Genomic DNA, 21,427 nt, shown 5'->3' on the forward strand with positions numbered 1-21,427 from the left:
ACACCGCCTCATCTTACTCAAGAGTAAGATCGGCGCATGGCATGGAAACCGGCGGATATCGCCGACCAAAGCGGGCGCACCTTCGTGATCACTGGGGCCAATGGCGGCCTCGGTGCCGAGACTACGAAGGTACTCGCCGCAAAAGGCGCGACAGTGATCATGGCCTGTCGCAACGCGGAGAAGGCGCAACCGGTCGCCGACAAGATCGACGGTGACGTGCGCGTCGCCACGCTCGACCTCGCCGACCTGGCATCGGTGCGCGCCTTCGCCGACAAGCAGGGCGACTTCGATGTGCTCGTCAACAACGCTGGCCTGATGAACATCCCGTTCTCGCGCACCAAGGACGGCTTCGAAACCCAGTTCGGCGTGAACCACCTCGGTCACTTCGTGCTCACCGGCCTGCTGCTCGACCGCATCAGCGACCGCGTTGTGACGCTGGCGAGCATCGCCCACAAGCAGACGCCAAAGCTCTGGGTCGACGACCTCAACTACGAAAACCGTCGCTACCAGCGCAATCTCGCCTACGCCCAAGCGAAGCTGTCGAATTTGATGTTCGGGCGCGAACTGCAGCGTCGGCTGACCGAGGCCGGCTCGGCGAAGAAGTCCTACGTTGTGCATCCCGGCGTCTCAGCGACCGACCTGTTCTCGAAAACCGAAACCCCACTCGACCTCGTGAGCAAGCCGTTCATCCGGCTCATCGGCCACGCGCCCGCCAAGGCAGCGCACTCCACGCTATTCGCCGCGACCGAACCCGACGCCGACCCGACCACCTACTGGGGTCCGAACCGGTTGATGCAGTCCCAAGGCCCGGTCGAAGCGTGCCCGTCGAGCAAGATCTCGCGCGACCCCGAACTCCTCGCCAAGCTGTGGATCGAATCCGAGCGACTCACCGGCTTCAGCTACAAGGGGCTGTGACCGGCGCTTCACCCCGACTACCTGCCGCTACGCGCCCGCGTAGTAGGCAGGTACCCTCGGTTGCGTGACTCCCCGCCCGCAGCACAACCGGCCCGCGCTCATCGCGCTAGTCGTCGTCGCGGCGCTCGGCTGTCTGGCGCTTGGGTGGTGGCAGTGGCAGCGGTTCGAATCCGCGACCGGCACCGGCCAGAATCTCGGTTACGCGTTGCAGTGGCCGCTGTTCGCCGCGTTCGCGATCTTCGCGTATGTGCGGTTTGTGCGGCTGGAACGCGAAGCCGACCCGGACTCCCCCGCGCAACCGGTCGCGGAAAAACGCGAAGCACCGCGCGAAATCCCGGCGGATTTTCTCCCCGAGCGGCCCAAGGTCGCTGTCGAGGACGACCCGGAGACCGTCGCCTACAACCAATACCTGGCGAGTTTGCACGCCGAAGACATCAAAGCGCAGGTCGATTCGGCTGGCTTGCGCGCACCTGAGAGGAACGCCGGGTGACCAGCGACAACCAGACCGCAACCGCTCCCAAGCCGCCTGCGGGCGCGGCAGCCAAGGACAAGATCGCCACCGCGCTTACTCGTTACCGCGTGCTCGCGTGGATCACCGGCGTGTGGCTGCTCGTGCTCGTTGGCGAGATGGTTTTCAAGTACCTCGTGCTCGCCGACTCGGCCGACGCGCCGGGCTGGTTCTTCTACATCGCCCAGGCGCACGGCGTTTTCTACATGCTGTACCTGGTCTTCACGATCGACCTTGCCATCAAGGCACGGTGGAAGCCCGAGGTCACGGTGCTCACCGCACTCGCGGGCACGATCCCATTCCTGTCGTTCTACGTCGAACACCTTCGCACCAAGCAGGTCAAGGCCGCGTTCGACATCGCGTAATCGCTTCGCGCACAACGCAAAACGCCGCCCTGGGATTCGGAACCCGGGGCGGCGTTTTCCGTAGCTAGGACTGGCTAGGCCAGTGCGGCCAATGCCGGAAGCAACTGTGCCAGCGCGCGTCCGCGATGTGAAACCGCGTCCTTCTCAGCGGGCGTGAGTTGGCCAGCGCTGCCCGTTCCACCGTCGGGGTAGAACAGCGGATCGTAGCCAAAACCGCCGTCACCAGCGGGTTCGGTGCCGATCACGCCGGGCCATTCACCGCGAACCACCGTGGTTGTTCCGTCGGGCAGCACCAGGGCGCAGGTGGAAACGAACCGCGCACCGCGACGCTCGGCGGGCACGTCGCCCAACTGTGCGAGCAGCAACGCGTTGTTGGCCGCGTCGTCGCCGTGCTTGCCCGCCCACCGCGCCGAAAGCACGCCGGGCATCCCGTTCAGCGCGTCGACCTCGATGCCGGAATCGTCGGCGACACAAGGCAATCCGGTCGCGACAGCACCGTCGCGCGCCTTCGCGATCGAGTTCTCTTCGAACGTCGCACCGGTCTCGGGCGCTTCCTCGTACGGCGGCACGTCGGCCAGGCTCACCAATTCGATTCCGGCGACGCCAGCTTCATCGAGGATGCGACGAAGTTCGTTGAGCTTCTTGGCATTTCGACTCGCGACAAGCACCTTGGTCATTAGCGCTTGCCCGTCGGCTCAGGCAGCGGGCCCGGGTACGGCAGCGCGAGCGCGGCCCGCTGGATCGCGAAGATCTCATCGCAGCCAAGCAGCGCCGAGTCGAGCATTTTGTCCAGGGTCGAGCGCGGGAAGGTGGCGCCTTCGCCGGTGCCCTGAATCTCGACGAGCGTGCCGGTGTCGGTGGCGACGACATTCATGTCGACCTCGGCGCGCGAATCTTCTTCGTACGGGAGGTCAAGGCGAACGCGACCGTCGACAACGCCCACGCTCACTGCCGCGATCATGCACGAAATCGGTTGCGGGTCAGCCAGTTTGCCGCGTGCGGCAAGGTAGGTGACCGCGTCCGACAGCGCGACGTAGGCACCGGTGATCGACGCGGTGCGCGTGCCGCCATCGGCTTGGAGGACATCGCAGTCGATCGCGATGGTGTTCTCGCCGAGCGCGGCAAGGTCGATGCAAGCGCGTAGTGAACGACCGATCAGTCGGCTGATCTCCTGCGTGCGCCCACCGACCTTGCCCTTCACCGATTCACGCCCACTGCGGGTGTGCGTGGCGGCGGGCAGCATCGCGTACTCGGCGGTGAGCCACCCGAGGCCCGAATCACGACGCCACGGCGGCACCCCCTCGGTGACGCTCGCGGTGCACATCACGCGCGTCTGGCCGAATTCGACCAAAACCGAACCGGCCGGATGCGACGTGAATCCTCGGGTGATCTTCACTTCGCGGAGTTGGTCATCCGCCCTGCCATCAGCTCGTCTCGACATGGTTGCCGATTATGCCCGGACGGACCGACAGTTACCGATTCGCCTTACAGGTCGAAGGTTTCGCCGGGCGCGACCGCGTGGACCGGACCGGAGAACGCGGCCTTGGCTTCGGCGATCACATCTTCGCGCGACGTCCACGGCGGGATGTGGGTGAGCAGCAGTTCCTTCGCCCCCGCGCGTGTTGCGACCTCGCCAGCTTCGGTGCCCGAAAGGTGAATCCCGGGCGGCCGGTTGGCCGGGTCGTGGGTCCACGACGCTTCGGCCATGAGCACGTCGGCGCCTTGGGCGAGCTCGACGACCGCGTCGCACATCGCGGTGTCACCGGTGTAGACGAAAACGCGACCGTCGTTGCTTGTAATGCGCAACCCGTATGACTCGGGCGGGTGGAACATCCGCCGCGCGACAACGGTGTGGCCTGGGCCGAACTCGGCGGCAACGCCGTCTTCCCACGCCTGGGAGTCGATGACGTCGGACCAGTCGTCGGTTTCGCCGCCGATTTCGGCCGACGCGTTGCCGATGCGCAACGCCGCATCCGACGGGCCGCGAACCAGCGCGCGCCCGGTGGGCGGGTTGGGATGGTAGCGCCGCCAAACCAGCAAACCGGGCAGGTCAAGGCAGTGATCGGCGTGCAGATGCGTGAGGAAAATGTCGACGTCGCCGGGGTTGAGGTGCTTTTGCAACGCGCCAAGAATGCCTGGTCCGAAATCGATGACCGTCGGCCGCATATCCGGCCCGGTCAACAGGTAACCGGACGCGGGCGAGTCCGGGCCGGACACACTGCCCGAGCACCCGAGGACGGTTAGGCGCATGCCCCCATGCTCCCACGACGAACTGGTAGTCACTGCGAGATCCCCCCAAATTCCAGACCTGACCCCCGGTTACCGCGTTGTTGGTGCGCGGCCGACCGAGGTTCCACGGCGGCGTCGACGTTCATCACCAGAGAGTACCCAGCCCGCGAGCACTCCACCCACCGCCCCGAAAAGATGCCCCTGCCAAGAAATTCGGGGATCGCTGGGCAGTACGCCCCACAGCATTGAGCCGTAAATCAGGAAGATCACGACACCCAAAATGATCTGGCCGACGTTGCGCGCGAACCAGCCTCGGCAAATCAGATACGTCAACCAACCGAACACCAGCGACGAAGCACCAAGGTGCACGCTGCCCGGCGAACCGGTGAGCCAGGTGCCGACGCCAGCGACGATCCAGATGATGACCGTTGCCGCGATGCCGCGCGCGACGCCCGACAGCAAAACGAGGAAACCGAGGATCAGCAGCGGCAGAGTGTTGGCGATGAGGTGGTCCCAGCCGCCGTGCAACAGCGGGGCCCAGATGATGCCGTCGAGTCCGTCGACAGTGCGCGGTTCGATGCCAGCACCGTCGAGCTGGTTGGCCTGCCACGCTGGCCGGTCGGCGGACAGGATCGCGTCGACGCCTTCGATGACATACAGCGAAAGCACGAAGACGCTGATCGCGATAGCAGCGCCGAGCCAGTTGAGCCCGGATCGCTTCGCCGGTGGCGCACTCGTATCGAACATCGCAAAGCCCTCCTCGCTTTTCATCGAGAGTACGGGCAAATCAGGCCCAGAGCTGCCCGTCGAGTGCTTCTTCCGCTTCGTCGAGCGTGCCGTCGTAAGCGCCGGTCGACAGGTACTTCCAGCCGCCGTCGGCGACAACGAACGCGATGTCGGCTCGCTCGCCCGCTTTCTGCGCCTTTTTCGCGACACCAAGCGCGGCATGCAAGATCGCGCCGGTCGAAATGCCAGCGAAGATGCCTTCCTCGCCGACGAGTTCGCGTGTGCGGCGGACCGCGTCGTACGGGCCGACCGAGAATCGACTGGTGAGCACCTTCTCGTCGTAAAGCTCAGGAATAAAGCCCTCGTCAATATTGCGCAGACCGTAAACCAGCTCGCCATAGCGCGGTTCGGCTGCGACGATCTGGATATCGGGCACGTGTTCGCGCAGGTAGCGGCCGGTGCCCATAAGCGTGCCCGTCGTGCCGAGTCCGGCGACGAAATGCGTGATTTCAGGCAGGTCAGCGAGCAATTCGGGCCCGGTGCCCTCGTAGTGGGCTAGCGCGTTGGCCGGGTTGCCGTATTGATAGAGCATCACCCAATCGGGGTGGGAGGCGGCGATTTCCTTCGCCATCGCGACAGCTTGGTTCGAACCGCCCGCCGCAGGCGAGGTGATGATCTCGGCGCCGTACATCGTGAGCAGCTGGCGTCGCTCGATCGACGTGTTCTCCGGCATCACGCACACGAGTTTGTAGCCCTTGAGCTTGGCTGCCATCGCCAACGAAATCCCGGTATTGCCGCTTGTCGGTTCCAGAATCGTGCAGCCGGGGGTCAGGCGACCGTCGGCTTCGGCCTGCTCAATCATTTTCAGCGCGGCACGGTCTTTGATGGAGCCGGTCGGGTTGCGGTCCTCGAGTTTGGCCCACAGTCGCACGTGATCGTCGCCGTCCCACTGCGGCGAAAGCGACTTCAACCCGACGAGCGGGGTGCCGCCGAGCGTGTCGATAACCGACTCGTAGCGGGCCACGCGATCAGCGCGCCCCGCCCGCGACCGCGGGCAAGATCGTGACCGAGGCGTCGGCGGGCACTTCGGCGGCGAGTCCACCGAGGAAGCGCACGTCTTCGTCGTCGACGTAAATATTGACGAAGCGGTTGAGTTTGCCGTCGGAAAGCAGCCGGTCGGCAAGGCCGGGGTGGTTGGCGTTGAGGTTGTCGATCAGCGCCGCGACGGTGTCGCCTTCGCCTTGGACGCGCTTCTCCCCGCCGGTGAGGCCGCGCATGATGGTTGGGATGGACACGGTTACCGACATGGTCACTCCTGATACTTCTCGACGATGCTGACTGGTTCCTCGGTGACGACCCCGTCGATGATGCGGTAGCTGCGCAGCTCGTGTTCGGCGGGGTCGCGGGTAGAAATCAGGACGTAGTGCGCGTCCGGCTCGGCGGCGTAGGAGATGTCGGTGCGGCTCGGGTACGCCTCGGTCGCGGTATGGGAGTGATACACGACAACGGGCACCTCGTCGGCGTCGTCCATCGCGCGCCACACGCGCAACTGCTCACCCGAGTCAAAGCGGTAGAACGTGGGCGAACGCTCGGCGTTGTCCATCGCGATAAAGCGTTCTGGGCGGTCGCTGCCCTCAGGACCAGCGATGATGCCGCATGCTTCATCCGGATGATCGGCGCGCGCGTGCGCGACCATCGCGTCAACAAGATCGGCTCTGATCACCAGCACTTACGAGCCCCTTTCCACATCAAGCGACAACTGTCGAGCCTATCGCGGCTATTCCATCGCGCTTGGAAACAAGTCGCGGTAGGCGGGGATGCCAGCGACCGAGGTGGCGTTGAGCACCGCGTCGACGATCGCGCGTTCAACAACAACGGCGGCGGCGCTACAGAGCTGGTCGAGCAGCGGCAGGTCGCTTGGGAACGCGGGCGGCAGTTGCGCTGGCGCGACGTCGAACGTGCCCGTCGCAGCGACGAAGATCGTGTCGCCATCAAGTGGGGAGTGCACTGGGCGGATCGCGCGGGCGAGCCCGTCGTGGGCCGCGGTCGCGACCCGTTCACACCCTGCGGGGTCAAGTGCGGCGTCGGTGGCGACGACGCCGAGTGTGGTGTTGAGGACAGTGCCTTTGGTCGGCAGCGCGTTGAACGCGGCCAACTCGTCGGGTGTCACCGGCCCTAGTCCGAAGAACTCCGGCCCGTCGGTGCCAACGCCCCACGGCCAACCAGTACGTGGATCAACAACGGAGCCAACAGGATTGGCGACAACGACCGCACCGACCGTGACGCCTTCGCCGGGGCCATCGTCCAAAACCACACTGGCAGAGCCGATTCCACCTTTGAGCGAACCCGCACGTGCCCCCGTTCCAGCGCCCGCGGTGCCGCGTTCGAACTCAACGTCGGCCGCCGACGCCGCCGCGTAGCCAAACTCCGCGTCGGGGCGAATACGCCAATCCCCAACGGGCAGATCGAAAATCACCGCGGCGGGCACGATCGGCACCACTTTCGACAGGTCGCGCGGATCCATCGGAATGCCTTCGCCGTGCTTCTCCGCCCAGCGCATCACGCCGTCGGCAGCGGCGAGGCCGTAGGCGCTGCCGCCGGTGAGCACGATGGCGTTGACCTGGCGAATGGTGTTGGCGGGGTGCAGCAGATCGGTTTCACGAGTGCCTGGTCCACCGCCGCGCACGTCGACCGACGCGGTCGCGCCATTCGGAAATCGCACCACCGTCGTGCCGGTCGCCGCGCCCGTGCCGAGTGTCGCGTCAGGATCAAGAGCCTGATGCTGGCCGACGAGCACGCCAGCGACATCAGTGATCGAATTCCGCTGTCCTTGCACCGCGCGCATCGCGTGACTCCTACGGGTTGAGCGCTTGTAGCAGCGAGTCCTGCATCCAGGTGAGCCAGTGGTAGACGTCGAGATGCGGGGCGCGCGGGTCGTCGGGGTCGAGGTGATCGGGCGTTTCGTCGTCGATGTCGAGTAGCGTGCCGAGCGCCAATCGCACGTCGGTGAGCGCGGCGAGCCACGCGTCGGCCTGGTCGCTATTGAGCACGATTTTGCCGCCCGACTCCGGGCAGGTTTCCAACACAACGCGACCGGCGGCCAGCTTCGATTCGATGATTTCCGGTTCGTGCAAACTGCGTAGCGCGGCGTTGAGGTCGGCGCGTTTGGCATCGGGTGAGCCGGGTTCGGCGCGATGAAAATCGGGAAGTAACCGCAGCAGTTGCGGGTCGTCAGGGGCGACCGGATTGCCCGGCCGCAAGCCCGTGAGCTGCGTGAGTTCGTCTTCGGGAGCTTCGGCAGCCCGGTCGTTGAGTAGCCCGGAAACCGCCCCGATTAGCGAACGCAGAACCGTGGCCTCGTGCTCGTCCATTTCCGAACGAAGCTTCGGGCCGCTCCCACTGAGTGAGGATTTCCTGCTCCACTTACGCACAAGCGCAAGGGTAGTCGGGGCGCTAGTCGTCGCGTTGCATGGTGGCCCACAGGCCAGCCGCATGCAGGCGACGCACGTCTTGTTCCATCTTGTCGCGCGAACCCGACGAGACGACGGCCTTGCCCTCGTTGTGCACCTGCAGCATCAACTCGGTCGCCTTGGCTTTGCTGTAGCCGAAGAGCTTTTGGAAGATGTAGGTGACGTAGTGCATGAGGTTGACCGGGTCGTCCCAGACAACGGTGACCCAAGGCCGATCTTCGGCCTCGAGGATCTCGGCGTATTCGGTGGCCTCCGGCGTCGCTTGTGGTGCCGACATCATGATTTCCAGGGTACGACGCGAGCCCGTGGAAACAACACTCGCGGTGACTAGAGTTGCGCGTGTGCGCAACCGTGACGAACATGCCAGCACCGCTTTGCTGACCGACCAGTACGAACTCACCATGCTGGCTGCGGCGCTTGCCGACGGCTCTGCCCAGCGCGAATGCGTTTTTGAAGTGTTCGCGCGACGACTGCCGACCGGGCGGCGCTACGGCGTTGTCGCGGGCACGGGCCGGTTGCTCGACGCGCTCGCCGACTTCCGCTTCACCGAACCCGAGCTTGACGTCGTTTCACGTTTTCTCGACCCCGCCACGGTCGAGTGGCTGTCGAATTACCGTTTCACCGGCGACATCGACGGCTATCCCGAGGGCGAGCTGTACTTCCCCGGTTCGCCGATTCTCACCGTGCGCGGCAGCTTTGCTGAAAGTGTGCTGCTTGAGACGTTGATCTTGTCGATTTACAACCACGACAGCGCGATCGCGTCGGCGGCGGCGCGGATGGTCAGCGCGGCGTCTGGACGGCGGATGATCGAGATGGGTTCCCGCCGCACGCACGAATGGGCGGCACCGGCCAGCTCGCGCGCGGCGTATCTCGCGGGCTTTGACGCAACGTCGAACTTGCAGGCGGTTCGCGAATTCGGCGTGCCCGGCGCGGGTACGAGCGCGCACGCGTTCACGTTGCTGCACAGCGGCGCCGACGGTGAGCATGAGGCTGAAGCGTTCCGCAGTCAGGTCGCTGTGCAGGGCGTTGGGACAACGTTGCTTGTCGACACCTTCGACATCACGCGCGGTGTCGCGACGGCGGTCGAAGTGGCTGGTCCTGAGCTTGGCGGCGTGCGGATCGACTCCGGCGACCTCGGTGTGCTCGCCCGACAGGTCCGCGACCAGCTCGACGGCCTTGGCGCGACCAAAACGCGCATCGTCGTTTCCGGCGACCTCGATGAGTACGCGATCGCGGCGCTGCGTGCCGAGCCGGTCGACGTGTACGGCGTCGGTACGTCGGTTGTCGTCGGGTCGGGCGCGCCGACCGCGGGCATGGTGTACAAGCTTGTCGAGGTCGACGGTATCCCGGTCGCCAAGCGCAGTAGTCATAAGGAATCGCGTGGCGGCGCGAAGAGCGCCCTTCGACTCGCTCGGCCAACCGGCACCGTTGTCGAGGAAGTGATCTACCCGGCGAACGGCGAAGCGCCCGTCAGCGAGGAGTTCACCGCGCGACCGTTGCAGGTGCCGATGGTCCGCAAGGGCGTTCCGGTCGACGGATTGGCCGACCTGACCCAAAGCCGCGACCTGGTCGCGCGCGGGTTGGTCAGCCTGCCGTGGGAAGGGCTCAAGCTGTCGGCTGGCGAACCAGCTATCCCCACGACATACGTGGGCTGAGCGGCCACAATGGGGACCGCCGAAGTTTGTTAGTGGAGAGGTAGGCCGATGGCACGCGGTTTGGTGATCGTCGATGTGCAAAACGATTTCTGCGAAGGGGGTGCGCTCGCGGTGGCCGGGGGCGCTGCGGTCGCGTCCGCGATTAGCGCGCACGTCGCCGGTTCGGACTACGCGGCCATTGTCGCGACGCGCGATTTCCATATCGACCCGGGCGCGCACTTCTCGGCGCAGCCGGATTACGTCGACACGTGGCCGCCGCACTGTCGGGTTGGGACGCCGGGCGCGGATTTCCACCCGAACTTCGACACGAGCGCGGTCGCCGAAGTGTTTTCGAAGGGCCATTACAGCGCGGCGTACTCGGGTTTCGAGGGCGCGGCCGACGACGGAACTGGGCTCGCCGAGTGGTTGCGCGCACGCGACATCGACGCCGTCGACATTGTCGGCATCGCGACCGACCACTGCGTGCGCGCGACGGCAGTAGACGCGGCCGCCGCGGGCTTCGACACGACGGTGTTGCTCGACCTCACCGCGGGCGTGTCGCCGGCGACGACAACGGATGCGCTGCGTCAATTACGCGAAGCGGGCGTGGCACTGACCGGCGAGGTTCCGTCGTAGGCTAACCCCATGCAGGATTACCGGTTCCCGGCGCACGTTCGTGATCGGGTCGCCAGCGGCCTGGCGAAGACTTCCGATATCCACGATGCCGCCGACATCGTGTTTTGGTCCAATCCGGCCGCTTACGAACTGCATGACATCGGCGTGCGCGTGTTCGGTCAGCTACCGCCCGCGTTCGCGCATTTGCTCGCGCTTTCCAGTTTGCATTCGACCGTGCTCGACTCCGGTTTCACCACCTACCTGCGCACTCGTCGCGATGAACTGCCGTGGGCGGTGCGCGCGCTGCGTGCGGCTGGCATGCCCGAGTTGGCCGCCGCCGCGATCATCGCCGCGCGTGACGCGTCACCGAGCCGCGCCGACGACATCCTCGATCGATTCTGGGAACACGAGGAACAGGTCTTAGCCAACCCCGACCAGATCAAGCGGCCGAAGGGCGCGCGCGTCGACGATCCCGACGAGATATACGACATCAACGAGCCCGCCGACTTCGAGGAGCGCGTGCTCGACTACGTGCGCGCCAACCTCGATGACTTCGTCGAGACCGACTGAGAAACTTGTCAGAACTTGTCAGAGCCTGCCGATAAGGTGGCTCACGTGCCCGAACTCCCCTCCGTCTCCAGCCTGCTCGCCACCGCCGTCAAAGCGCTTGGCGGCACTGAACGTGCGGGTCAAACCACGATGGCCAATGCGGTCGACAACGCGATCGACACCAAAGAGCATCTAGCCGTCCAAGCGGGAACGGGCACCGGCAAGTCGCTCGCGTATCTGGTGCCGAGTTTGCGGCACGCGGTCCGCACTGGTCGCACGGTTGTGGTGAGTACCGCCACCATCGCGTTGCAACGTCAGCTTGTCGACCGCGACCTGCCGCGCCTCGCCGAAGCGCTCACCCCCGCGCTTGGGCGCGTCGCGCAATTCGCAATTCTCAAGGGCCGCAACAACTATTTGTGCCTGAACAAGATCAACAGCGTTCCCGAAGACCCCGCCGAAGACCAGCTTTTCGACGCGTTCGCGATCTCGCGCCTCGGCAAGGAAGTGCAGCGGCTCAACGAGTGGGCGTCTGACACCGAGACCGGCGACCGCGACGAACTCGCCCCCGGTGTCAGCGACCGCGCGTGGCGGCAGGTGAGCGTGTCGTCGCGTGAGTGCCTCGGCAAGTCGCGCTGCGCGTTCGGGCAAGACTGCTTCGCCGAGCGGGCACGTGCCGAAGCCGCCCAGGCCGACGTTGTCGTCACCAACCACGCGTTGCTCGCGATCGACGCCATCAGCGGCATCCAAATCCTGCCCGAACACGATGTTGTCGTCATCGATGAAGCGCACGAGCTGGTCGACCGCGTCACCGGCGTCGCCACCGCCGAACTCACATCGGCCGCCATTTCCGGGGCAGCGCGTCGCTGCACGAAACTCATCGACGAACGCGAACTCGACCGGCTTGAAGGCGCGGCCGAAGCGTTCCACGAGATCCTCGAAGAGCTGCCCGCTGCCCGTTGGGATCAGCTGCCTGAAGGCGTCGCCGGGGTGTTGGCGCTGGTCCGCGACGCCGCGTGGAACGCGCGCACCGAGATCGCGCCGTCGGGCAGCGTCAAGGTCACCGACGACCCCGACAACGCGGCGGCACGCACGCTCGCCGTTGCTGGCCTCGATGAAATCCACGACGCCGCCGTCCGCGCGCTCACCACGTTCGAAGAGCCCGACGCATCCGCGCGTCGCGACGTGATTTGGTTGTCGCTGGAAGAAATCCGTGGCGTTCCGCGCCGCACGTTGCGCATGGCCCCACTTTCGGTTGGCGGGCTGTTGCGCGCGCAACTTTTCGGCACAGCGACAGTGGTCCTCACCTCGGCCACGCTGCAAATCGGCGGTTCCTTCGATGGCCTCGCGATCACCTGGGGGCTTCCGCCACAAACGTCAAGCAAGGTCGACGCCGCGCTGGCCAACGGTGCGAAAGCCCCAGCCGACACCGAAACGATGCGGTGGAGTTCCCTCGACGTCGGCTCCCCCTTCGACCACGCCAAATCCGGCATCCTTTACGTCGCGTCGCACCTGCCAACCCCGGGCCGCGACGGCCTCGCGCCCGCCTACCTCGATGAAATCGAACGGCTCATCAACGCCGCAGGCGGTCGCACGCTTGGGCTTTTCTCGTCCATGCGCGCGGCGAAAGCGGCAACCGAAGCGCTGCGCGAACGTCTCGACACCCCGGTCCTCTGCCAGGGCGACGACTCGATGGGCGCGCTTGTCCGCAAGTTCGCCGACGATCCGGCAACGTCGCTGTTCGGCACCCTCACCCTTTGGCAGGGCGTCGATGTGCCCGGCCCATCGCTGAGTTTGGTGATCCTCGACCGCATTCCGTTCCCGCGCCCCGACGACCCGCTGCTTACCGCTCGGCAGCGCGCGGTCGAGTCGCGCGGCGGCAACGGCTTTATGACCATCGCCGCAAGTCACGCTGCTCTTTTGCTCGCGCAGGGCACCGGCCGCCTACTGCGTAGTGTCGACGATCGCGGCGTGATCGCGATCCTCGATCCGCGCCTTGCCAAAGCCCGCTACGGCGGCTACCTGCGCGCGTCGCTGCCGCCGTATTGGGAGACCGACGATCCCGAGCTCGTGCGAAAAGCATTGCGCCGATTGACAACTGAGGTAACCACACGGTGAAATCGGATCCACGTGATCGTTTCTCGTGGCACTGTTGCGTTCATGTTCGAAGGTTCGCAAAGCGAAGTTCTCACTGAATTCCTCGTCAGCGCACGTTCTTTGAGTGAGTACCGTGCGATGTTCGCGCTGTCCCCTCGCGACCTAGCTGGTCGCGACATCCTCGATTGCCCAGGTGGCGCCGCTAGTTTCACCGCCGAGGCCAACCGCGTTGGCGCGCGCGCTGTCGCCGTCGACCCGATTTACGCGACCAGTCCCAACGTCCTCGCCGAGCAGGCGTTGGTCGAAACCGAACGCGCGGTGGCCTGGGCACACCATCATGCCGAGCGTTATCGCTGGGATTTCTACGGCACACTCGACGCCCAAGCGCGCGTTCGCCGGGCCGCGGCGACACGCTTCGCGGCCGACGTTCGGGTCGCACCGGAGCGCTATTACTTCGGCGCGCTGCCTTCACTTCCCTTCGCCGACAACAGCTTTGACCTCGCGCTCAGTTCGCATCTGCTCTTCAGCTACGCCGATCGACTCGACGCCACCTTTCACGTCAAAGCCCTGCTCGAACTCAGCCGCGTTGCTCGCCAGGTGCGCGCGTATCCCCTCCTTGACTACCTCGGCAACCCTCTTGACGAGCTCGTCGACCGGGTACGAAAAGAACTGTCCACCAACGGAATTACCACTTCATTGGTGCGCGTCGACTACGAATTTCACCACGGCGCGCACACCATGCTCGTCGCCGACCGAAGCAATTGAGCCCCGATACAGCCCTGCTATGGATTTGTTGTACCGTCTAACGAATGGTGGCCGAACCAGGTTCGACGACAGCCTTTCCGCGCTCCCCCGCGACGTTCGTGATCCTGTCGCTAGCCGCCGTCACGTCACTGATTCTGCTGTTCAGCACGATGGATCCATGGCTCGTCAACGGCGGCATTTTCAACGGCGGACTCGATGCGCACATCTACCGCGACGGCGCGTCGCGAATCTTGCACGGCCGTCCACTTTATGACGAGCCGACCTTGCGCGATCTGCTCTACACCTACACCCCGTTCTCCGCGATCGCCTTCACCCCGACAAACCTGTTCCCATGGCAGGCACTGACAAGCACCTGGCTGGTGCTGAATCTGCTCACCCTTTTCGGATGCATTGTCACCAGCTGGCGAATGCTCGGCTACCGCATCACCCCAACGCTGCTCGGCGCGAGCGCGATCATGACTTTCGGGTGCGTTTTCCTCGAACCGGTGCGCACCACGCTCTACTACGGGCAAATCAACCTGATCCTCATGCTCGTAGTGCTGCTCGACTTCGCACGTCCCGCATCGGCGAAACTGCGCGGCGTCGGCGTTGGCATCGCGGGCGGAATCAAGCTGGTCCCCCTGTTTTTCATCGTCGAATTCGCCGCGTTGCGACAGTGGCGCGCGGCGGTTGTCGCGTCGGCGACCTTCGCCGGAACCGTTGTTGGCACCGCGCTGCTGTTGCCGGTGGAATCGCGCGAATACTGGACGTCGATTTTCTTCCAGTCCGGGCGCATCGCCCCCGACGACCACCCCGCCAACCAGTCGTTGCGCGGTCTGATCGCCCATCTCGGTGGCGGGCCTGCGCCGCTTTGGTTGTGGGCGTTGGGCGTTGGTGTCGCGGTAGCGGTTGGGCTCACAGTCTCGGTTGCCCTGCATCGCACCGGCGAGCGGCTGCTTTCGATCACCGTCGCGGGCCTCACCGCCTGCGTTGTTTCCCCTTTTTCGTGGGGCCACCACTGGGTGTGGTTCGTTCCGCTATTGGTCTACATCGTGCACCGAGCGACCCAGTCAGCGCGCTATTGGCTTGTTGCCCTTGGTCTTTCACTCGCGATCGCGGCGTGGACCTACACCTACCTGCCTGGCTGGGTGAGCGTGGGCACGTTCCTGCTGCCACCGTGGTGGTTCGGCGCGCCGCTGATGCAAAACGTCTACGTAGCGCTGTACGTCCTGGTGATCGCGGCGTGCGCACGCCTCGTGTACACGAACAGGCAAGGAGCGCAAGCACTTCCGCCAAGCGAGGTCGAAGTCGAAATCCCGACCCCGCTTGTTGCCCAACGGTAGTTAGGGACAGGCCCAGTCGAAAACGCCTGACTCCAAATCGATTTGGGCGATACCGCCGCCCAGATTGAGCCCGCCGACCTCTTCAATCTCCAGATAGAACTGGGTCAACCCCTCGGGCAATGCCTGCACAGGGAACGCCGTGCCACCCAAGTGCGACCGGCCGAACAGCGGCTCAGCCCAGGGCTCCCAACCGGAATCGTCAGTGAGCGGGTCTTTGTACGAGGTGTACGGGTCGTATTCGACGGGCGGAATGCCGACGTTGGGGTCGTCGCGCTCGGCGAGCCAAATCCCGATGGTCGGCGATGTGTTGTCCCAGGCGTTAGTACCGCCGTCGGTCGATGCGGGCGTTCCTTCCTCGCGCACGTCGGCGGGCGGAGCGACGGGTCCGGCCGCGTATTCGGCTGCTGTGAGCCAGACCAGCGCGAAAACGCCACCAATCTCGTCGTGCATCAACTGCAGTTGCGGGTGCACTCGCGTCGACGCGAGGTCGCGCAACACCGGATCGGGCGATTCGGCATCGGCTTCGACCTGGTCGGCTGGGTTGGCGAACTGCCCTTCGCCCTGGAAGAAGGCGATCGCGGGGTACTGCGCGCCGCGTCGCTGGTAGTCGGCAGGGAGGGCCAAGGTGAGCGCGTGCATCATCGGCAGGCCGGTCACCGGTCCGCGCGGCCAAGTTGCCGGGTCGATAGCGGGCCCGTCGCTGCCAACCCAACCCGAGCGCACCGCCGCTTTCAGCACAAGCGGTTCGCCGCCAGGCGTCTCGGCCAACTTGTCCGCCGAATCACCGAATCCCAGGTCGTAAGCCTTCATTCGCCATTCTCCTTCGCCACACACCGATGCCGCCCGGCCGCCGGAAAAGGCGCACCGCCGACGAGGTTAGCTGGGATCGGCGACATTACGGCGAACGACAACGCACCAACCGATTTCGATTGGCACGCTGTCGGCGGTAGCAGAGTTAGAGAACGGCCTTGAGCACCAAGATGAGCAGGCCCGAAACGATGCCAACGACGAGAACGCCGCCGCCGATCGCGACGCCATTGCGATCCCACACGCGACCGTTGTCGAGGGAATACTTGCCCGCGCCGGTGAAGCCGATGACAACCGCGACGATCGCGAACAGCAGCCCCATCTCGTAGCCGGGACCGGCAGTGCCGCCCATCAGGCCGTTGCCCCAGGTGGTATTCAGGACGTTGACCATCGTGCCGAGCAAGGCCGCGGCGGCGAGGGGTGTGAACAGACCGAGGGCAAGCGCGAGGCCGGCGAGCAGTTCGGTGCCGCCAGCGAGCGTGCCGAATAGCGCGCCCGGGTGGTAGCCCATCGCCTCGAAACCGTCCGCGTTCGCGCTCCAGCCGTAGCCGTTGAACCAGCCGAAGAGCTTCTGCGCGCCGTGGATGGCCATCAGTCCACCGAAGCCGACCCGCAGGATGAGCAGGCCGATGCTGGTCGCATCATTAGTCTCGGTGTTGGTTGTCGATTCGGTCGCAGGCGAAGTGGTGACAGTCATGAGATCCCCATCTACTTAGTCCGGCAATCCGGACTAAGGTCCGGATATTCATTGGAACTAACCACTCGTCCCTGTACAACTGTTCCCAGCCTTGAGACCTTTCCGAGTGACGCTCGTCACATGCGAAAAGGGCCGCCCCGAAGGACGGCCCTTTTCGCGATTGCGGTCTTACCAAGCCATCGTGGCGTACCCAACCAGCGTCTGCTCCGACTCCTGCGACAGCTTCCAGGTGCCGTCGACGGCGACCCAGGTGACCGGGATCGGGAACACGTAGTCGCCGAGGCGACTGTTGAGGGTGGCCGACAGCACGTCACCGTCGACGGTCACCGGACCCGAAACGTCCCAGCTGTAGCCGGGGATACGGCCGACGGTCGCGTTCACCGTCGCCATGCCCGACGCGTCGCCCGAGGCGAGTTCGGCGGCCGAACCGTTCATCGCGGCGCGCAGCTTGCCCTGCAGTTCGCCCGCCGACGGCGTAGCCGGGGCGGCGATGGCGACGGGCGCGGTGGCGACAACCGCGACGGCGACCGGCGCGAACAGGGTGGCGACGGCCATCGAGGCAGCGGCGAGCGAACGCTTCATAGGGTGTTCTCCTTCGAGCTTTGGTTAGGCTGCGCTAAGTATAGGCATACCTAACCTAAGTTCGTCTACCTAGTGCTCGACGAGGAAGAAGAAGTACCCAAGGAACAGCACCATCAGCGCCCACATCACCGGATGGATGTCCTTGCCGCGACCCTTCGCGACCATGACGATCGGGTAGAAAATCATGCCCATCGCAAGGCCATTCGCGATCGAATACGTGAGCGGCATCATGATCACGGTGATGAACGCGGGCACCGAGTATTCGAGGTGCTGCCAGTCGATGTCGCCGAGCGAGCGAGCCATCAACACGCCGACGACGATCAACGCGGGCGCGGTGATTTCCGCCGAACCCGCGATCACCGAGAACAACGGGAAACAGAACATCGCGACGAAGAACCAACCTGCCGTCGCGATGGCCGTTATTCCGGTTCTACCGCCCGCACTTACGCCCGCGGTTGATTCGACATAAGCCGTGGTCGTCGACGTACCGATAATCGCGCCCGCGGTGGTACCAACCGAGTCCGCTGCCATCGCCGAAGCAGCGCGCGGCAGCGTGCCGTCCTTATTGAGCAGGCCAGCCTGGTTCGCGACGCCGATCAGGGTGCCCGACGCGTCGAAGAAGTCAACGAAAAGCATCGTCAGCACGACGACGATCATCTGCCCGGTAAACGCGTCAGGCAGGTGAATGATGGCCTGACCGAAGGTCTGATCGAGGCCCTTCGGCAGTTCGGCGATCGAATGCGGCACGTCGACGATGCCGAAGATCATGCCGACCGTCGTTGTCGCGACGATGCCGTAAAGCACCGCGCCATGCCAGCCACGAACAAGGAAGATGACGGTGAGCACCAGCCCGAAAAGGGCGAGCATGGTTGTGCTCTTGGTGAAGTCGCCGACCGTCACGAAGGTCGCGTCACTGTTGACAACGATGCCCGCGTTCTTAAAGCCGAGGAACGCGACGAACAAACCAATGCCAGCGCCAACGGCGAACTTCAACTGCAGCGGGATCGCGTTGAGAATGCGTTCGCGAACCTTGGTTATCGCGAGCACGAAGAAGATCACGCCGGACAGGAACGTGCCCGACAACGCGACCTGCCACGGAATGCCCATCGTGAGCACGACCGTGTAGGCGAAGAACGCGTTGAGGCCCATGCCGGGGGCGAGCGCGATCGGGTACCGCGCCCAGATGCCCATGACCAGCGTGCCGAACACCGCGGCGACAGCGGTCGCGGTGAACACCGCCTGCATCGGGATGCCCTTGTCGCCAAGCGCGCCCTGATCACCAAGGATCGACGGGTTGACGGCGAGCACGTAGGACATGGCGAGGAACGTGACCGTGCCCGCCATCACCTCGCGTCGGAAGGTGGACCCGGCGGCGGTGACTCCAAAATAGGAATCTAAGCCCCGTCGGGCACGGGTTAGTACGTCGCTGGCCATGACTCTCCAGTCCGCGATTTAAGAAATAGGGTGCGAAAGGCAACGTTAGCTGACTATTCACCCAATTCTGTAACCCGCCGACGCCAGCCGAAGGTGTCGTGCGTTACCCGGTGGCGACGGCGACCAAACCCAGCTCGGCCGGACTTGCCAGCAACGCGTTGCGCGGCAGCACGCGCACGGTGTAGCCGACCGCCCCCGACAGCGGAACGGGCGCGGTGATCGCGAAGTCGTGCACGCCGTCGGTGACGCCTTCCAGCGACATCGCGAACGCGGTCGTTTCGGTGAGCTCGTCGGTCGGCGAGACCCGGCCGATGACCGCTTCGACCGTCACGTCGTCGGGCGACAAACCAGCAAGGTCGATTCGGGCGCGCAGCGACAGGTCAGCGCCGATCACCGGGATGTCGAGGCCGGAACTGTCGACTTGCAACACCCGCACCGACGGCCACGCCTGATCGACGCGCGTGCGGTACTCGGCAAGCGCACGTGCGCCAGCGAAATCGTCGGTCGACACTTTTGCGAACGCGGCGGCCGCGGGACCGTAGTACTGCTGCGCGTAATCGGCGACCATCCGCGACGCGAGCACCTGCGGGCTCGTTGTCTGCAACGTGTGGCGCACCATTTCGGTCCAGCGCACCGGAACGTCGCGCTCGTCGCGGTCGTAGAAACGCGGCGCGACCGTGCGCTCGACCAGCTCATACAGCGCAGCCGCTTCGAGGTCGTCGCGGCGGACTTCGTCGGTGACACCGTCGGCTGACGGGATCGACCACCCGTTTTCGCCGTCGAACATTTCGTCCCACCAGCCGTCGCGAATCGACAGATTCAGTCCGCCGTTCAGCGCCGACTTCATCCCCGACGTGCCACACGCTTCCAGCGGGCGCAGCGGGTTGTTGAGCCATACGTCGCAGCCCCAGTAGAGGTAGCGGGCCATGGACATGTCGTAATCGGGCAGGAAAACAATGCGATGACGCACCGCCGGGTCGTCAGCAAAGCGCACGACCTGCTGGATCAGCGCTTTGCCGCCGTCGTCGGCTGGGTGACTCTTGCCCGCGACAACAAGCTGAACTGGGCGTTCGGGGTCGAGGAGCAGCGCGCGGAGTCGGTCGGGGTCGCGCAGCATAAGGGTGAGTCGCTTGTAAGTCGGCACGCGGCGGGCGAAACCGATCGTGAGGACATTCGGATCGAAAACGCTGTCTACCCAACCCAATTCGGCCTCGGCAGCACCGCGCTGACGCCATGACGCGCGGACGCGACGTCGCACTTCGTCGATCAGCACGCCGCGCAACTCCTGGCGCGTCGACCACAATTCGCCCAAGTCGACGTCGGACAGATTCTCCCAGCCGCGCGCTTCTTCGACGAGTTCGGGGCCGACCAGCTCGCGCGCCTTGTCGAGCCATTCGCGCGCGGCCCAGGTTGGCGCGTGGACGCCGTTGGTCACCGACCCGATCGGCACCTCGCTTGCGTCAAAACCGGGCCAGAGTGAGGCGAACATGTCGCGGCTGACTTCGCCGTGCAGCTTCGAAACGCCGTTGGCGCGTTGGGCGAGACGCAGGCCCATGTTGGCCATGTTGAAGACGCCGGGGTCGGCTTCGCGGCCGAACGCGAGAATCTGGTCGAGCGCGAGACCGGGCAGCAGTGTCGACTCCGCTTCACTGCCGCCAAAGTATCTGCGCACCAACGACATTGGGAACCGATCGATGCCAGCAGGGACTGGCGTGTGGGTGGTGAACACGGTGCCCGCACGCACGGCCGCCAGCGCGGTGTCGAAATCCAGTCCGGCAGCGACGAATTCGCGAATGCGCTCGACGCCAAGGAAGCCAGCGTGGCCCTCATTCATGTGGAACACGTCAGGATCGGGCAGCCCGTTCGCGTGGGTGTAAGCGCGGACCGCGCGAACGCCACCGATGCCAGCGAGGATTTCCTGCTTGATGCGATGGTCCTGGTCACCGCCGTAAAGCCGGTCGGTGACGGCACGCAATTCGGGGTCGTTTTCGGCGATGTCGGAGTCGAGCAGCAGCAGCGGAATCCGACCAACCTGGGCGATCCACACCCGCGCCCGCAGCACGCGCCCTTCGGGCATGCCGACGTGAATGAGCACCGGCGAACCGTCTTCGCTGGTCAGGAGCTTGAGCGGCAGACCTTGCGGGTCGAGCGCGGGGTAGTGCTCAAGCTGCCAACCGTCGGCCGACAATGACTGCCGGAAGTACCCCGAGCGATAAAGCAGGCCGACGCCAATAAGCGGAAGGCCAAGGTCAGAGGCTGCTTTGAGGTGGTCGCCAGCGAGGATGCCGAGGCCGCCCGAATAGTTCGGCAGTACTTCGGTGACCCCGAATTCCATCGAGAAATAGGCGATGCCCGCGACGTCGGTGCCCGACTGTTCTTGGAACCAGCGTGGGCGAGTGAGGTAGTCGCGCAGTCCGGCGTCGGCCGCTTCGACGCGCGCGACGTAGTCGTCGTCGGCGGCGAGTTCATCGAGCCTGGCAGCGGGCACTTCGCCAAGCATCCGCACCGGATCTTGCCCGACCTCACGCCACAATTCGGGGTCGAGTTCGGCGAAGAGATCTTGCGTTGGCCCGTGCCACGACCACCGCAGGTTGGTTGACAGCGCCGCGAGCGCGGAAAGTCGCTGCGGCAGATGGGCCCGGACAGTGAACCGACGAAGAGCCTTCACCAGCGAAACCCTAGCGCGCACCGACGGCCGCTCGCACGCTGAGACCG

At 65.0% G+C, this 21,427-nt stretch carries 24 protein-coding genes; 9 read left to right on the forward strand and 15 right to left on the reverse strand.

Annotation, left to right across the window (positions count from 1 at the left end):
• The first annotated feature begins 36 nt into the window (after positions 1-36).
• The 3 genes from IEX78_RS23825 to IEX78_RS23835 all read left to right on the forward strand — a co-directional run bounded on the left by IEX78_RS23825 (position 37) and on the right by IEX78_RS23835 (position 1,788).
• Entirely contained in the window at positions 37-915 is an 879-nt protein-coding gene (locus tag IEX78_RS23825; RefSeq protein WP_188831316.1) for an oxidoreductase, read from the forward strand.
• A 64-nt stretch (positions 916-979) separates the two neighbouring features.
• Positions 980-1,405, forward strand: coding sequence for a transcriptional regulator (locus tag IEX78_RS23830; protein WP_188831317.1), 426 nt, complete (start codon positions 980-982; stop codon positions 1,403-1,405).
• On the forward strand, positions 1,402-1,788 hold the full coding sequence (locus tag IEX78_RS23835) for a DUF3817 domain-containing protein (RefSeq protein WP_188831318.1): 387 nt from the start codon (positions 1,402-1,404) through the stop codon (positions 1,786-1,788). The genes IEX78_RS23830 and IEX78_RS23835 overlap by 4 nt, the downstream gene beginning before the upstream one ends.
• 74 nt (positions 1,789-1,862) lie before the next feature.
• Here IEX78_RS23835 and rdgB read toward each other — a convergent pair whose 3' ends face one another.
• From rdgB to clpS, 10 genes are all read right to left on the reverse strand, one after another.
• A complete protein-coding gene (gene rdgB, locus IEX78_RS23840; protein WP_188831319.1) occupies positions 1,863-2,465 on the reverse strand; it encodes an RdgB/HAM1 family non-canonical purine NTP pyrophosphatase in 603 nt (200 codons plus the stop codon).
• The gene (gene rph, locus IEX78_RS23845) at positions 2,465-3,229 is read right to left on the reverse strand and encodes a ribonuclease PH (RefSeq protein ID WP_188831320.1); all 765 of its coding nucleotides are present in this window, start codon (positions 3,227-3,229) and stop codon (positions 2,465-2,467) included. The genes rdgB and rph overlap by 1 nt, the downstream gene beginning before the upstream one ends.
• Positions 3,230-3,273: 44 nt before the next feature.
• Positions 3,274-4,038: a cyclic nucleotide-degrading phosphodiesterase gene (locus tag IEX78_RS23850; protein WP_188831347.1), complete on the reverse strand. Its 765-nt coding sequence runs from the start codon at positions 4,036-4,038 to the stop codon at positions 3,274-3,276.
• Positions 4,039-4,107: 69 nt separating this feature from the next.
• Positions 4,108-4,764 carry a rhomboid family intramembrane serine protease gene (locus IEX78_RS23855; protein ID WP_229684319.1) on the reverse strand — a complete coding sequence of 219 codons (657 nt, stop codon included), beginning with the start codon at positions 4,762-4,764 and terminating at the stop codon, positions 4,108-4,110.
• A 40-nt stretch (positions 4,765-4,804) separates the two neighbouring features.
• Positions 4,805-5,767: a PLP-dependent cysteine synthase family protein gene (locus tag IEX78_RS23860; RefSeq protein WP_188831322.1), complete on the reverse strand. Its 963-nt coding sequence runs from the start codon at positions 5,765-5,767 to the stop codon at positions 4,805-4,807.
• Between the two features lie 4 nt (positions 5,768-5,771).
• Positions 5,772-6,050 (reverse strand): MoaD/ThiS family protein, encoded by a 279-nt coding sequence (locus tag IEX78_RS23865; protein WP_188831323.1) that lies wholly within the window; start codon positions 6,048-6,050, stop codon positions 5,772-5,774.
• 2 nt (positions 6,051-6,052) lie between these two features.
• Entirely contained in the window at positions 6,053-6,472 is a 420-nt protein-coding gene (locus IEX78_RS23870) for a M67 family metallopeptidase (protein WP_188831324.1), read from the reverse strand.
• A 48-nt stretch (positions 6,473-6,520) separates the two neighbouring features.
• Entirely contained in the window at positions 6,521-7,588 is a 1,068-nt protein-coding gene (locus tag IEX78_RS23875) for a P1 family peptidase (RefSeq protein WP_188831325.1), read from the reverse strand.
• A gap of 10 nt (positions 7,589-7,598) precedes the next feature.
• Entirely contained in the window at positions 7,599-8,174 is a 576-nt protein-coding gene (gene aosR / locus IEX78_RS23880; RefSeq protein WP_188831326.1) for an oxidative stress transcriptional regulator AosR, read from the reverse strand.
• A gap of 22 nt (positions 8,175-8,196) precedes the next feature.
• Complete coding sequence (gene clpS, locus IEX78_RS23885) at positions 8,197-8,493, reverse strand: ATP-dependent Clp protease adapter ClpS (RefSeq protein WP_188831327.1); 297 nt, start codon at positions 8,491-8,493, stop codon at positions 8,197-8,199.
• Between the two features lie 61 nt (positions 8,494-8,554).
• On the opposite strand from clpS, the gene IEX78_RS23890 reads away from it, so the two are divergent.
• The 6 genes from IEX78_RS23890 to IEX78_RS23915 are packed head-to-tail and all read left to right on the forward strand — an operon-like array spanning position 8,555 to position 15,192.
• Complete coding sequence (locus tag IEX78_RS23890) at positions 8,555-9,868, forward strand: nicotinate phosphoribosyltransferase (protein WP_229684320.1); 1,314 nt, start codon at positions 8,555-8,557, stop codon at positions 9,866-9,868.
• Between the two features lie 48 nt (positions 9,869-9,916).
• Entirely contained in the window at positions 9,917-10,483 is a 567-nt protein-coding gene (locus IEX78_RS23895) for an isochorismatase family protein (protein WP_188831329.1), read from the forward strand.
• A 9-nt stretch (positions 10,484-10,492) separates the two neighbouring features.
• A complete protein-coding gene (locus IEX78_RS23900) occupies positions 10,493-11,032 on the forward strand; it encodes a DMP19 family protein (protein WP_188831330.1) in 540 nt (179 codons plus the stop codon).
• Positions 11,033-11,077: 45 nt separating this feature from the next.
• Positions 11,078-13,126 (forward strand): ATP-dependent DNA helicase, encoded by a 2,049-nt coding sequence (locus tag IEX78_RS23905; RefSeq protein ID WP_188831331.1) that lies wholly within the window; start codon positions 11,078-11,080, stop codon positions 13,124-13,126.
• A 42-nt stretch (positions 13,127-13,168) separates the two neighbouring features.
• On the forward strand, positions 13,169-13,870 hold the full coding sequence (locus tag IEX78_RS23910) for a class I SAM-dependent methyltransferase (RefSeq protein ID WP_229684322.1): 702 nt from the start codon (positions 13,169-13,171) through the stop codon (positions 13,868-13,870).
• Positions 13,871-13,914: 44 nt separating this feature from the next.
• Positions 13,915-15,192, forward strand: coding sequence for a glycosyltransferase 87 family protein (locus IEX78_RS23915; RefSeq protein WP_229684324.1), 1,278 nt, complete (start codon positions 13,915-13,917; stop codon positions 15,190-15,192).
• Here the strand turns inward: IEX78_RS23915 and IEX78_RS23920 are convergent, their stop codons facing one another.
• The 5 genes from IEX78_RS23920 to glgP form a co-directional block, all read right to left on the reverse strand.
• Positions 15,193-16,002, reverse strand: a complete 810-nt coding sequence (locus IEX78_RS23920; protein ID WP_188831332.1) for a hypothetical protein — start codon at positions 16,000-16,002, stop codon at positions 15,193-15,195.
• A 145-nt stretch (positions 16,003-16,147) separates the two neighbouring features.
• Positions 16,148-16,696: a DoxX family protein gene (locus IEX78_RS23925; protein WP_188831333.1), complete on the reverse strand. Its 549-nt coding sequence runs from the start codon at positions 16,694-16,696 to the stop codon at positions 16,148-16,150.
• A gap of 168 nt (positions 16,697-16,864) precedes the next feature.
• Positions 16,865-17,278, reverse strand: a complete 414-nt coding sequence (locus IEX78_RS23930) for an MTB12 C-terminal domain-containing protein (RefSeq protein ID WP_188831334.1) — start codon at positions 17,276-17,278, stop codon at positions 16,865-16,867.
• A 69-nt stretch (positions 17,279-17,347) separates the two neighbouring features.
• Complete coding sequence (locus IEX78_RS23935) at positions 17,348-18,712, reverse strand: NCS2 family permease (RefSeq protein ID WP_188831335.1); 1,365 nt, start codon at positions 18,710-18,712, stop codon at positions 17,348-17,350.
• Positions 18,713-18,815: 103 nt separating this feature from the next.
• Complete coding sequence (glgP, locus tag IEX78_RS23940) at positions 18,816-21,380, reverse strand: alpha-glucan family phosphorylase (RefSeq protein ID WP_188831336.1); 2,565 nt, start codon at positions 21,378-21,380, stop codon at positions 18,816-18,818.
• Positions 21,381-21,427 lie beyond the last annotated feature (47 nt).

Origin of the sequence: Nocardia camponoti (assembly GCF_014646135.1) — a bacterium.
GTDB classification, from domain to species: Bacteria; Actinomycetota; Actinomycetes; order Mycobacteriales; family Mycobacteriaceae; genus Nocardia; species Nocardia camponoti.